This window comes from Arthrobacter sp. 131MFCol6.1 (assembly GCF_000374925.1).
Classification (GTDB): domain Bacteria; phylum Actinomycetota; class Actinomycetes; order Actinomycetales; family Micrococcaceae; genus Arthrobacter.
In genome coordinates this window covers 166,896-180,023 of record NZ_KB895543.1, presented here as the reverse complement: position 1 = coordinate 180,023, position 13,128 = coordinate 166,896, and the positions used below count along the sequence as shown (strand labels likewise).

Annotated in this window: 12 protein-coding genes; 8 read left to right on the top strand and 4 right to left on the bottom strand. The window is 67.1% G+C overall.

Features of this window, described 5'->3' with window-relative positions; genetic code table 11:
• Window positions 1-450 precede the first annotated feature (450 nt).
• The 3 genes from C566_RS0109705 to C566_RS0109695 all read left to right on the top strand — a co-directional run bounded on the left by C566_RS0109705 (window position 451) and on the right by C566_RS0109695 (window position 3,498).
• Complete coding sequence (locus C566_RS0109705) at window positions 451-939, top strand: carboxymuconolactone decarboxylase family protein (protein ID WP_018774142.1); 489 nt, start codon at window positions 451-453, stop codon at window positions 937-939.
• Between the two features lie 217 nt (window positions 940-1,156).
• Window positions 1,157-2,494, top strand: coding sequence for an FAD-binding oxidoreductase (locus C566_RS0109700; protein WP_026266554.1), 1,338 nt, complete (start codon window positions 1,157-1,159; stop codon window positions 2,492-2,494).
• Between the two features lie 134 nt (window positions 2,495-2,628).
• Complete coding sequence (locus C566_RS0109695; RefSeq protein ID WP_018774140.1) at window positions 2,629-3,498, top strand: DUF4031 domain-containing protein; 870 nt, start codon at window positions 2,629-2,631, stop codon at window positions 3,496-3,498.
• Window positions 3,499-3,543: 45 nt separating this feature from the next.
• On the opposite strand, the gene C566_RS0109690 is transcribed toward C566_RS0109695, so the two are convergent.
• The 3 genes from C566_RS0109690 to C566_RS0109680 all read right to left on the bottom strand — a co-directional run bounded on the left by C566_RS0109690 (window position 3,544) and on the right by C566_RS0109680 (window position 5,203).
• Window positions 3,544-4,017, bottom strand: coding sequence for an SRPBCC family protein (locus tag C566_RS0109690; protein ID WP_018774139.1), 474 nt, complete (start codon window positions 4,015-4,017; stop codon window positions 3,544-3,546).
• Between the two features lie 76 nt (window positions 4,018-4,093).
• On the bottom strand, window positions 4,094-4,507 hold the full coding sequence (locus tag C566_RS0109685; RefSeq protein ID WP_018774138.1) for a YccF domain-containing protein: 414 nt from the start codon (window positions 4,505-4,507) through the stop codon (window positions 4,094-4,096).
• A 144-nt stretch (window positions 4,508-4,651) separates the two neighbouring features.
• Entirely contained in the window at window positions 4,652-5,203 is a 552-nt protein-coding gene (locus C566_RS0109680; protein WP_018774137.1) for a YceI family protein, read from the bottom strand.
• A gap of 524 nt (window positions 5,204-5,727) precedes the next feature.
• Here C566_RS0109680 and C566_RS0109675 point away from each other — a divergent pair.
• On the top strand, window positions 5,728-6,636 hold the full coding sequence (locus C566_RS0109675; RefSeq protein WP_018774136.1) for a metallophosphoesterase: 909 nt from the start codon (window positions 5,728-5,730) through the stop codon (window positions 6,634-6,636).
• Between the two features lie 23 nt (window positions 6,637-6,659).
• On the opposite strand, the gene C566_RS21280 is transcribed toward C566_RS0109675, so the two are convergent.
• Window positions 6,660-7,739, bottom strand: coding sequence for a glycoside hydrolase family 16 protein (locus C566_RS21280; RefSeq protein WP_231386307.1), 1,080 nt, complete (start codon window positions 7,737-7,739; stop codon window positions 6,660-6,662).
• A gap of 236 nt (window positions 7,740-7,975) precedes the next feature.
• On the opposite strand from C566_RS21280, the gene C566_RS21275 reads away from it, so the two are divergent.
• The 4 genes from C566_RS21275 to C566_RS0109650 all read left to right on the top strand — a co-directional run bounded on the left by C566_RS21275 (window position 7,976) and on the right by C566_RS0109650 (window position 13,126).
• Complete coding sequence (locus C566_RS21275) at window positions 7,976-8,827, top strand: glycosyltransferase family 2 protein (protein ID WP_155846839.1); 852 nt, start codon at window positions 7,976-7,978, stop codon at window positions 8,825-8,827.
• Window position 8,828: 1 nt separating this feature from the next.
• Window positions 8,829-9,827: a glycosyltransferase family 2 protein gene (locus C566_RS0109660; RefSeq protein WP_026266553.1), complete on the top strand. Its 999-nt coding sequence runs from the start codon at window positions 8,829-8,831 to the stop codon at window positions 9,825-9,827.
• Between the two features lie 93 nt (window positions 9,828-9,920).
• A complete protein-coding gene (locus tag C566_RS0109655) occupies window positions 9,921-11,021 on the top strand; it encodes a hypothetical protein (RefSeq protein WP_018774132.1) in 1,101 nt (366 codons plus the stop codon).
• Window positions 11,022-11,032: 11 nt separating this feature from the next.
• On the top strand, window positions 11,033-13,126 hold the full coding sequence (locus C566_RS0109650) for a glycosyltransferase (protein WP_018774131.1): 2,094 nt from the start codon (window positions 11,033-11,035) through the stop codon (window positions 13,124-13,126).
• The last annotated feature ends 2 nt before the right edge of the window (window positions 13,127-13,128 follow it).

Below are 13,128 nucleotides of genomic sequence, written 5' to 3'. Positions count from 1 at the left end.
GCTGCCACGCCTGACCACCGGACATGCCCTCCTCCGGCCTGCACCAGTGGACATACTTCCCTTGTGCCCATCCACGGACTTGAAGACTGGACATGTCCCTCAATGCCGGACGCGACGACGGGACATGCCCTCCTCAGGCCCGCACTGTTGGCTAACAACTGGACATGTCCCCGGTGGGAATGAACTGGTGCAGGGCAGCCCCGTGAAGCCCGGCTTGGCGGGGCTCGGCGGGGCGAACCGGGGCCCGGCTCGTAAGGCCCGGGGCGTATGCACCCGGCCCTAAGGAGCGGCCCGCAAGGCTTGGTTCGGAAGGAGTGGTCCGGCGGCCGGGTCCCCCAAGGAGCCGGCCACCGAACCAAACACTCCCACCCTCAAAGCTTGTCACAGGTTTGACAAGATTGTCACACGCCGCTCCGGGCCGTGCCGAAGCCCATCGGTATTGTGGAATCCATGAATGAGACGACGGCACCGCAGAGTCCCGAGCACCGGAGTATCTTCCTTGACAAAGCGCACCCCGCTGCCTGGCGCGCACTCAACGGTCTGGGCCTGAAAGCGAAGGAAGCCGCCGCCGAGGCCGGGCTGGACCACACGCTGATCGAGTTGCTCAACGTCCGCATTTCGCAGATCAACGGCTGCGCCTATTGCCTGGACATGCACGTGGGCGATGCCGTCAAGAACGGCGAGTCGGCACAGCGCCTTGCCGTCCTCCCCGCGTGGCGCGACACTACTCTGTTCTCCGAAAAGGAATGCGCAGCCCTGATGCTGGCCGAGGCCATCACCACTATCTCTGACGCCCAGACCCGCGACCGCGAAGGCGCACAGGCCAGGCGGCACCTGACGGCCGAAGAATTTTCCGCCGTCAGCTGGCTGGCGATCACGATGAACGCGTTCAACCGGGTTTCCATCGTCAGCCAGCACCCGGTCCACGCCCGCAGCTAACCAGCCGAAAACGCGGCCCGCGGCTAACCCGGCCCGGTCCGCACCGCCGCCCGCACCAGGACCCCCGGTCGGCGGCCGGCGGACCGCGACGCCACGGGCATCAATCACGGGCATCAATAGTGTGTGGCTGGCCAAGCAACGAACCGTAGCCACAACTGCCGCGCAGTCGTAAGCTCGAAAAGTGGGGCGGAGCCGCGGTCACCGAGGGAGCACTGCCATGAAGTGGGTCAGGCCGGGTCACCCGGAATACGACGAAACACGACGACTCTTCAACGCGATGATCGACCGCCATCCGGCCGTCATTGCCCCGTGCGCCGATCCGAAGGGGGTCGCCGAGGCGTTGGCGTATGCGCGCACACATGGCCTCGAAGTCGCCGTCCGGGCCGGCGGCCATTCCGTGGCCGGCATGTCCATGAACGACGGCGGCCTTGTGATCGATGTTCGTCCGATGAAGTCCGTCCGGGTGGACCCGGAGGCCCGCACTGCCACGGTGGGCGCTGGCCTCACCTGCGGCGAGTTTGACCGCGCCACCCAGGAATACGGCCTCGCCATCACGGGCGGTCGTGTCTCCACAACGGGTCTCGCCGGTTTCACGCTCGGGGGCGGATCCGGCTGGCTCGAGCGCGCCTTCGGCTTCGCCTGCGACGACCTCGTCTCCGTGGATCTGGTCACGGCCACCGGCGAGCAGGTGACGGCCAGCGCCCAGGAGAATCCCGAACTCTTCTGGGCCCTGCACGGGGGCGGCGGGAACTTCGGCGTCGCCACCTCGTTCACCTTCAGGCTGCACCAGCTCGGGCCAAAAGTACACGCCGGGGTGCTGATGTGGCCGGGGGACGCGGCGCCGGAACTCAGCCGCGGATACCGGGATCTGGCCATGGCGGCTCCCAACGAAGAGTCCGCCACCCTCATCTACGGGATTGCACCGGCGGAGCCCTTCGTGCCCGCGGACATGGTGGGCAAGATGGCGGTGTACGTCGTGTATGTCTTCGCCGGGGATGCCGAGGAAGGCAAACAACATGCCAAGGCATACCGGGAACTGGGCCCTGTTGTGGACCTGGTGGAAGATACCGGCTACGCAGACTTCCAGTGTTCCCTGGACGACCCGCCGGGTAAGTACAACTACTGGAGCGCCGACTATCACGACGAACTCTCCGACGACGCCCTGGACGTCATCATCGACTCGGCCCGGAATCTTCCGGGACCAAGCTCCCAGCAACTGATCGCCCATTGGGGCGGGGCGGTGAGCGGGCCTGCCGCCGCGGCAACCCCGCTGCTGAACCGGACCGCCAGCTGGGTGAGCCACCCGTTCGGCCTGGGCGACACGCCCCAGGGCGGGCAGGACGCGAAGGCCTGGGTCAAACGCTTCCGCCAGGACATATCCCCCTACGCGACCGGAGGCGTCTGGCTGAACTTCATCGGCGACGAAGGCCAAGCCCGGATCCGCGCGGCCTACGGCGACGAAAACTACAACCGGCTGGCAGAAGTGAAACGCGAGTTTGATCCCGGGAACGTTTTCCGCGGCAACCAGAACATCCGCCCCGCCGTCGCGGTATGACCCGGCGGCGGACTCCCGTCGCGGTATGACCCGGCGGCGGCGGACTCCCGACGGCGGCACGCGCCCGGCGCCCGCGCCCGCGCCGGCGTCGGCAGTCTGGGCCGCGCGCCCGCGGTCGGGGCTAGACTGCCACCATGGCCGTCTACGTCGATCCGCCGCTCTGGCCTGCCCACGGAACCCGCTTTTCCCACCTCGTCTCGGACACGTCGCTCGCGGAACTGCACGCCTTCGCCGCGGCCGCCGGCATCCCCGGGCGAGCGTTCGACGGCGACCACTACGACGTCGCCGAGGCCCGGTACGAGGCCTTGGTGGCAGCCGGCGCCATCCCTGTGGAGGGCAGGGTCCTCGTCCGAAAACTGATCGCAAGCGGGTTGCGGATCCCGGCCCGCCGCCGCGGCAAGGCCCTCCGGGTCCCGCTCCTGAACCGCTGGAACGAGGCGTTGCCGGGCCACGACGCCCTCTTCCTGGACCTGCTGGACCGCTGGGGCGAGGAACACCGGAAATACCACGGCCGCACCCATCTGCTGGCGGTGCTGGAGGCCCTGGACCTGCTGTGCGATCCGGCCGATCCGCCCCGCACCGTGCTGCTGGCCGCCTGGTTCCACGACGCCGTCTACCGCGGCGTGGCAGGCCAGGACGAGGAAGAGTCGGCGCGGCTGGCCGAGGACCGGCTCCGGCACGCCGGCCTCCCGGCCGCCGAGGTGGACGAAGTGGTGCGCCTGGTACTGCTGACCGCGGACCACTGTCCGGAGCACGGAGACGACGACGGCGCCCTGCTCAGCGACGCCGACCTCTCCGTCCTCGGCGGGGAACCCGAGGCCTACGCCCGCTACCTCGCCGCCGTCAGGGAGGATTTCGCCCACATCGGCGACGCCGACTTCGCCGCCGGCCGCGCCGCCGTCGTCCGCCAGTTGCTGCAGCTTGATCCGCTCTTCCACACCGGCCGCGGCCGGAAACTGTGGCTGGACGCCGCCCGCCGGAACCTGCACGGCGAACTCGCGTAAGCGGTTTCCCGGCCGCCTCCCGGCCGCCTCCCGGCAGCCGGGGGCTCAGGCGGCCACGCTGAGGTGATTCGCCAGCCGATCGAACGACTCACGCCACCCTTCGCCATGGCGGTCGCGGCTGGCCGCGGAGTCGAACGGCCCCTGGGTGAAGGTCATCTGCGTGCCGCCGTCGATCTCCTCCAACCGGATCGTCACCTCGGTCTCGAAGCCGCGGGTGCCGTCCGGCCTGTCCCAGGCATGGGTGAACATCAACAGGTGCGGCGGTTCAACATCGGTATGAACCCCGCTCCACCAGAATTGCTGCCCGGTACTGTCCTGGATCATGCAGGCGCGGTACAGGCCGCCGACTTCGAGGTCCGTATCGACGCTCTCACGCGGGACATGGAAGCCGCGCGGACCCCACCACTGCGGAGCCTGGTCCGGGTCCGTCAACGCCGACCACACGCCCTGGATGGGTGCCCTGAACTCGCGGACAATGACCAGCATGAGGTCCGTGTCGCCGGAAGCCGGTTGGCTCATGGTCCTCTCCCTCGGATTGCTTGAACTGACAGGCGAAGTGCCCCCGGCCCGCTGGCCGCGCTGGCGCTGCCGGCGCCTAGCGCCGGCCGGGGCTGTAGGCGGTCACATACGGGGTGTTGCTCGGGATGATCTGTTTGCCGAGCGGCATCAGCGAGATGGGGATGAGCTTGAGGTTGGCGATCGCCAGCGGGATGCCGATGATCGTGATGGCCATGGCGAAGGCCGTGACGACGTGCGCGATCGCGATCCAGAGGCCCGCCACAAGCAGCCAGATGACGTTTCCCAGCAGGGTAAATATGCCGTTTCCGCCGGGCTTGTCCACCACCATGCGGCCGAAGGGCCACAAGGCATAGGACGCGATGCGGAACGAGGCCAGGCCCCACGGGATGGTGACAACCAGCAGGCAGCAGACGACGCCGGCCAGGAAATATCCAAGGGCCAGCCACAGGCCGCCGAAGAGCAGCCAGATGATGTTCAGGAGTGTCTTCATGGATTCATTCTCGCCCGTAGGAGTGACATTCGGATCAGTGGCTTACCCGGAAAAATCCCTGACTTTCGCGCCCGGCCCCGGAGAGGTTCCCCCGAGACGGGGTGAGGGGTGCCCGGCCCCGGATTGGGCACCCCGTTTCGGCGCTTAGGTATCGGCCTGCTTGACCATGGCGGCCTCAACGTTGATCTTGACCTTGTCGCTGACCAGCAGGCCGCCCGCTTCGAGGGCGGCGTTCCACGTCAGGCCGAACTCTTTCCGGCTGATGTCCGCTTCGGCACTGAATCCTGCCCGCGTGGCGCCGAAGGGGTCCACCGCCACGCCGGTGTATTCGACTTCGAGCTCCACGGGCTTGGTGATGCCACGGATTGTGAGCTCGCCGGTGAGCACATAGTCTTCCCCGTCGCCCCGGATCCCGGTGGCCCGAAAAGTCATGTCGGGGAACTGCTCAACGTCGAAGAAGTCCGGGCCGCGGACGTGGCCATCGCGGTTGGCGTCGCCCGAATCGAAGCTGGCGGTCTTGACCGTGGCGTGCAGGCTTGCGTCCGCCAGTGACTCGCGCACCCTCGCCTCGGCGGAGGCTTCGTTGAACCGGCCGCGGACCTTGCTTATGCCCGCGTGCCGGACGCTGAAGCCGATTTCGCTGTGGGACATGTCCAGTGTCCACACTCCGGGGGTCAAACCTTCGGGCAGAGTCACAACGGTCTCCTTCGAGCAGTGGCGGGCCTGTCCCGCCGGGGCGGTCGGGGTATTCCCCACTTTGAATGCTAACGAGGAAGCACGTCCCGGGCTAGGTCCCACCGGCCCTGACGCGGGACACGCGGCACGCGGCACGCCGGCGGCCACGCGGGCCGGCGGCGTCGGGATTTCCGACGGCGGATCCAGCCAACCGGGGCCGACGCGGTCTCTGGCCTTCGCTCCACGGCCGGGTTACTCTGGCCTATAAATGCCGGGCAATCACCGAATTTCGCAGAACTATTCGCACAGTCCTGATCAACCCAATGATGTGAGGAATCGTGGCCGGGTCCCTGGGGAAACGTGGCAAGGCGGGTATCGGCGCTTTGTTGCTGAGCCTGGGTCTGCTGCTTTCCGCCTGCCAGCCCGGGCCGCCGGAACCCTCACCGCGCCCGAGCTCCGGCACGCCGTCGTCCCCCGCACCGTCGTCCCCACCGCCGTCCACCGCGCCGCCGTCGTCGTCTGCCGCGCCTTCGGCAGGCGAGCCCGTGCACTTCACCGCCCAGGGTGACATCGGCGTCGGCTCGGGCGCCAAAAAAGTGCTCGACGCCGTTGCCGGCCTCAAGCCCCACCTGAACCTCGCCCTGGGCGACTTCGCGTACAAGGCCGGACTCGAACAGGAGTTCTGCGACATGGTCACCGCCCGGCTAGGCGAGAACTTCCCGTACCAGTTGGTGACCGGGAACCACGAGAGTGATGGCCGGGATGGCGACATCGAGAAATACGTCCAGTGCCTGCCCAACAGGATGCCCGGCCTTCAGGGCGAATACGGCGTCCAATGGCGCCTGGATGTCCCCGAGCAGAATCCGGTGGTCCGCTTCATCATGGTTTCCCCCGGCATCGACTTCCGGGGCGGAGAGCCGCTGGACTACTCAAGGGGCAGCGAACGCTGGCGCTGGACCGCGGACGCCATTGACGAGGCCAAATCGCAGAACATCCCCTGGACGGTGGTGGGCATGCATACCCCGTGCCTGAGCGTCGGCAACTACGACTGCCAGGCGGGGCAGGACTTCACGAACATGCTGATCGAAAAGCAGGTGGACCTGGTCCTGTCCGGCCACGACCACGTCTATCAGCGGACGCATCAACTGGCCACGGGGGGAGGCTGCACGGAACTCGTTCCCGCGACCTTCACCTCCGGGTGCCTGGCCGATACCGATGGCGCCATGGCCCAGGGCTCGGGGACGGTGTTCGCCACCGTCGGCGTTGGCGGCGTCGGACTCTACAATGTCAGATCCGAGGATCCGGAGATGCGTTACTTCGCCAGTACATCCGGAAAGAACCAGGACCCGGCTTTTGGGACCCTGGATGTCACGGCGACGGCGGATGAACTGGCCGCCAGGTTCATTCCCGCCGACGGCTACAGCTTCTCGGATTCCTTTACCCTCCGCCGGTAAGCCGCCAGACGCGCCACGAGGGCTCAGGCCGGCACCCAGATGCTGACCCAGTCCAGGTAGACGTGACCCTGGGTTTCCGGAGCCGGACACAGAGGCAGGCAGGATTCGGTCTGCAGGATGAAATGCATGGGCGTCGAGGGCACATCCGTTGTGCTCGCGCCGATGGATCGTCCGTCAATGAAGAACTCAACGCGTCCGGGGGTCCACTCCGTCGTGGCCACATGCCAGTCCGTGGAAACTTTATTGGAAAAGAACTGTTCAAAGCTCTTTGGATTCAAGGACATGAAATGGGCAGCTGCCGTCAGGATTGCTCCGAGATCGCCTTCGGGGAAATCTATCTCCCCGTCCCGCGGCCAGATGCCACTATCCGGCCACAGGAGCCACGCCGTCTTGAAGCCAGGCATGGCATCACCCCTGTACCGGACTGAGTAGCGGCCGTACAGCATGCTGTTGGCCCTCGGGGGATTCTTGCTCGCATTCGGGAATTTGGGGGTGGGCGCGGCACCCATGAAGACACCGTTTTCCGAATGCATGAACCAGTCCAGGACGCCGTTCTTAACGCTCAGGACTTTCGAGGGGTAGTAGCCCGATTTTCCGCCGCTGACCTGTCCGTCCGTATCCGGTGTTCCGTCCTTATATCCGGCACTCCACCGGTCCCGGTAGAGCGGCCCGGGAAAGGTGCCCAGGGGGACGTCGCCGCCGGAGAAGTCCTCCACGAAGACGTTCCTCCATCCGGGCAGATCCCCCGACATCGCAGTGGCGGTGGTCCGGTCCGGAGGCGGTGCCGACGTCCGGGCGGGCTGGGACGCCGGCGCGCTCTCCGGCGCAGGGGCGGCAGAGCCGGCGCCACCCGCCGGCGGCTCAGTCGGCGCCACCGACTGGAATCCGGACTGGGCCCCTGTTCCGGCGTCGGCCGGCGGAGCCACCGGCGATGCCGAAACGGACGTGAACAGCGGCCGCTCGCCCCGTGGAGCGACATCCGAGCCGCACGCGGCCAGGGCCAGGACCGGGCCCAGGACCATGGCGGGAACCGCCAGGAACCGGAAGGTAGGGAGACGCCGGCGTCCTGCCGGCACGCGCCCCCATTTAACGGGCGTCCGCATTCGGCCAGTGTCGCATGGAGGCACCGGTCCATCAACAGTTCTGCAGCATTTTTAGTTGAATTTTCAAGTTAATCCAAGGTTAATGCAAGGTGATGAAACCAAACTTAAGTCCTGGGGTATATCACTAAGTTGTCGACGACCGAACAGCGTGAGCATTGGGTCTATTTTCCGGTCGGAGGAGTCGGGAAGCGCTGCAGTTGCGACGAGCAGAATTACGTCATTGAGTGGTGAGGCCAGTGTCCATCCCGAATCTCAAACCGAACGTGCGCCCCCAAACGACGCCCCCGCCGGCAAATCCCTCGGTCAGCGTGGTGATCCCCACTTTGAACGAGGCATTGAACCTGCCGTGGGTGCTGCGGCGGATGCCCTCTTATGTGGATGAGGTGGTAATTGTTGACGGCCGTTCCCTGGACGGCACAGTAGAAGTGGCCCGGGCCTTGCGCCTGGACGTCGTGGTGGTGGCAGAGCCCCGCCCTGGCAAAGGAAACGCCGTGCGCGCCGGATTCGCCGCGGCCTCCGGCGACATCATCGTCATGCTCGACGGCGACGGCAGTATGGACCCCCAGGAGATCGGCTGGCTGGTGACTCCGCTCCAGCACGAATACGACTTCGTCAAAGGCTCCCGCTATGTGACGGGCGGCGGCTCAGACGATCTCACATGGCTGCGCAGCGGCGGAAACAAGATGCTCACCCGGCTCGCGAACGCGGTCCTCCACAGCGACTACTCGGACCTTTGCTACGGCTACATCGCCCTGCGCCGCGAATGCGTTGACATTCTGGAGCTGGAGTCGGACGGGTTCGAGATCGAAACTGAACTGATTGTGCGGGCCTCAAGGGCCGGACTGCGCATTGCCGAGGTTCCCAGCCATGAACTGTCCCGCATCTCCGGGCAGTCAAACCTGCACACATTCCGGGACGGCTGGCGGGTCCTCCGCACCTTGGCCCGCGAGCGCGTGAGCTGGGAGGCCCCGACTGCCGGCGCCCGCCCCGAAGCCCTGCGTCGGGTCAAGTACAAATACCCCAACGAGGTCTTCCCACACGTTCCCACCGATCCCAGCAGCGTCCTGGGCGTACGGGCGGGCGAATAGGATGTCCGAGAACTCCAGCCTTCCGGCAGTATCTGTGGTCATTTGCTCCTACTCGGAGGACCGGTGGGACCGACTGATCGGCGCCCTGGACTCGGTCCGCACCCAGACCTTCCCACCCATGCAGACGATCGTCGTCGTCGACTACAACGTGGACTTGTACAAGCGGCTGATCTTTACCGTCCCGGATGCCGTAATTGTCGAGAACACCGGGCCCAAGGGTCTCTCCGGCGCCCGCAACACCGGAGCGGGCATCGCCAAGGCAGAGATCGTGGCCTTCCTCGATGACGATGCCGAAGCCGAACCGGACTGGCTCGAACGGCTCGCGGCGATGTACGACGATCCCGACGTTCTGGCGGTCGGCGGCCGGGTGGAACCGCTCTGGGAAGCCGGACGGCCGGGCCACTTCGCCAACGAGCTCGACTGGATTGTCGGCTGCACCTACCGGGGAATGCCCAAAGTCGCTGCCGAGGTCCGAAACGTCATTGGCGCGAACATGTCCTTCCGCGCCAATGTCCTGGAACGGGTCGGCGGTTTCAACACAGCCTTGGGCCGCCAGGACGCCGTCCCGCTTGGCTGCGAAGAGACCGAACTGTGCATCCGCGCGGTGATCGGAGCTCCCGGATCCCGGGTGGTCTATGAGCCCGCGGCCCTGGTGCACCACCACGTCCCGGCCGTGCGCGGCACCCTGCGCTACATGCTTGCCCGTTCCTGGGGCGAAGGGATTTCCAAGGCGCAGGTCAGCAGGGTGGTCGGCCACAAACGGGCGCTTGGCCCCGAACGGCGCTATGTCCGGCAGGTCCTGCCACGTGCGGTGTTTGCCGGAATCCGCGGTTGGCTCGGCGGCGGGGACCGCGCCGGGCTCGGCCGGGCAGCGGCCATCATCGCCGTGCTCGCGGCCACCGCGACCGGCTACGTGCGCGGCCGCCGCCTGCCTGCGGCGCCGTCGCCGGCCAAAGCGGCCGCGGTATCGCCGGAAGAGCCGTGGCGGGAAGTCAAATGAACCGCGCAATGCCCTTCCCCGTACACCGCCCGGTGCAGGCCCTGCACCCGGAACCACCCGACCGCAGAAACCCGACCCCAGAAAGCTTGGATCATGAGCCAACCTGAGCGCGACGTGAAACAGCCCATTGGCGCCTCTGCCGGAGCCTCCTTCGATGTCCACGGGATCGTGGGCATCGACGTGGAGGCGGGAACGCCCGGGGAACCGCAACTGAGAGACATGCTCGCCCCGTTCCTGGGGACCTCCACCGCGCCGCGGCGGATCACCATCGGCGCCAGGATATCGCCGATTTCCAGCCAGTCGCACGCGGAGGACGCCTACCGGTTCACCGGGGAGTCCCTCTATATTCCGGCAGACCGCGTCCAGATCATCGAAACGAAGGACGGGTACCGGATCGAAGGCGCCGGCGAGCTCCTGACCTCCGTGATTCCGCTGCTGGACCGATTGTGTGTCCAGGAGGAGACGGCCATGATCCATGCCGCCGTGGTGGACTTCCGCGGCTCCGGGGTTCTCCTGCCGGCCTGGGGTGGGGTTGGAAAGACCAGTACGGTGGCGAAGCTGGTGGCCATGCCCGACGTGCGGTTCATGGCCGACGACTGGGCCTTCATGGGCGCCGGCGGAATGCTCATGGGCTACGCCAAACCGATGTTCATCAAGCCCCACCACCGTGCCATCTACCCGGACATGTTCCGGGGAACGCGCAAGCCCCTGGCCCCAGGATGGCTGACGACGCCGGTCGCCCATCTGGCCACGGCGGTCCATCCGGTCATTGTCCGCTATCCGAAAACAGCCGCGTTCACCCGGCGCTGGTCCCCCGAACACCGCATGGTGCAGCCGGAGCACGTTTTCGGGGCGCAGCGGATCTCGTCCGCGGCGCCGGCCCAGCTGGCCATCTTCCTCGAGCGCTTCGACGGCGCGGACGCGCGGCTGGAAGCACGCAGCGCCGAATGGATGACGTCCCGGGTAGTCGGCAACTTCCATTCGGAACTGCCCATGGTCTCGCGGCGCCTCGTCGAGGCCCTCGGCGCCACCAGCCTCGTCCCCCTGGAGGAACACTTTGGCCAGAAGGCGGCCGTGGTGCGCCGGGCCCTGGAGGACGTTCCCTGCTGGCTGCTCCGGCTGCCCGCCGCTTGGTCAGCGGACCAGGCCTCTGACTTCATCGCGAATCTGGTTCGTTCAAAACTGGATGAGTGAGGCGAGGCCACGTGAGCGATCTGAAGGTGTCGGTTGTTGTTCCGGCGCGCAATGCCGCAGCGTGGCTGGGCGAGTGCCTGGAATCGATCCGCAGCCAACACCCGTACGAAATGATCGTGGTCGATGGCTGCTCGACGGATGACACTGCAGAAATCGCCCGCGACTGCGGCGCGACTGTCATCTCCGATGAAGGGCGCGGCCTGCCTGCCGCACGGATGCTCGGCGCCCGGAGCGCCACCGGTGACGTTGTCGCCCTGATCGACGCCGACGTCGTCCTTCCGCCGAAGAGCCTGCCCCGGCTGCTGGCCGAATTCGAGGCCGGCGGTTACGACGGCCTGCAATTCGGGCTGGCCAGCGAAGCCGACGGCCCCGGCTATTGGGGGGCTGCGCTGGCCTGGCACCACAATCACAGCCGGGTGCGCAAGTGGTTTGGCGTCAGCGCCACGCTGATGCGCCGCGACGTGCTGCTCGACGTCGGGTTCGACGACGACTTCCGCTCCGGGGAAGATGTGGAGCTTAGGATCCGGCTGGAGCAGGCAGGGTACCGGCTCGGCGTCTCCGACTCCGTCGTGGTCAGGCACCGGTTCGACGACACGTTCGACTACGCCCGCGACCAATGGCTTCAGGATGGGGCCGGGACGGCCCGGACCGTCCGCAAGCACACGCGCCGCGCCGGCTGGCTGGTGATGCTGCCGCTGCTGGCCACCGTGCGCGGCGTCGGCATGTCCCTGGTCCGTGCACCCCGCTTCCTGCCGTACTGGATGGGTTTCCTGCTCTACAACTACCGCGCCATGGCCGGCGAGCTCCTGCGGCCGGCCCACAAACCGATCTCGGTCGGCGGGAACGCGGCCTGGCTGGCCGCCGCGAGGATCGCCCCCATGGTGACGGGCTTCCTGTTCTGGGCACTCGCGGCCCTCGTGCTTCCGCCGGAGGAAATAGGTCTTGGGTCTGCGGTGGTCGCCGCCGCGCTCCTGACCGTGCAGCTGGGGATGTTCGGCGTCGGGCCCGCCACGCTGACGCTCCTGCCCGCGGAATCGGACGGCGGCCGGCGCCTCATCGCCACCGGTCTGCTTACCGTTGCAACGTTCTCCCTGCTGGGGGCGGTCCTGTTGGTTGCCGTCACGTCCTGGCTCGGCACAGGCGTGGGCGAGGCCTGGGTGGAACCCCTGGTCATGGTTCTTTTCCTGGCCACGGCATTACTCGCCGCCAGCGCCTACCAGCTCGACCACGTGGGCGTAGCCCAGGAACGGGCCGACCGTACGCTGGTCAGGAGCCTCGCGCAGTCCCTCGTCCAGCTCCTCTTCCTGGCCGCCGCGTTGGCCGTCGGACTCCGTGATCTGGCGGTGATTGTGGGCGCCGTTGCCGCCGGCGCGCTGGCCAGCGTCCTCGTCGGGCTACGCCAGCTGGCCCGGGCTCACATGTCCCCCGACTGGAAGCACGGCTTCCGGCCTCGTCCGGCCCTGAATCTCCTGAAGCCGGGGCTTCCCAACCATGCCCTCACGCTCGCCGACCGCGCACCCGGCTACCTGCTCCCGCTCATCGTTGCAGCTACTCTGGGCCCGGCGTCGACTGCCGCGTGGTACGTGGTGTGGATGATGGCCTCGGCGGTGTTCTTCGTGCCGCAGTCGGCCGGGTTTACCCTGCAGACAGCCCTCGCGGGAACGCGGGCGCGGCCGGGCCTGGTGGCGTCCGCGCTCCGGGCCAGCTTCATGCTGACTCTCGTGGCCGGGCTGATACTGATGCTGGCCGGCCCCCTGCTTCTGGGCTTCCTCGGGCCGCAGTACGCGTCCGCGTGGATCCTCATTCCCATACTCGTCCCGGCGCTCCTCCTAAGTTGCGTGACCCAGGTCTACTACGGGCTGTGCCGGGCCCAAGGGCGGCTTTTCGAATCCACGATTGTCGCCACCCTGGCCGCCATCCTGGTCGTGGCACCCGCCGCGGCCGTGGCCCAGCAATATGGCCTCACCGGCGTCTCAGTCCTCTGGGCCGTTGCCCAAGCGGTTGCCTCGCTGATTGCCACTTGGCGTCTGATCACCCTGACCCGGATGAAGCCCGCCGCCACCGCAGGCGAGATTCCTTCAGCGGCGCGCCACCAGCCGACCTGAAT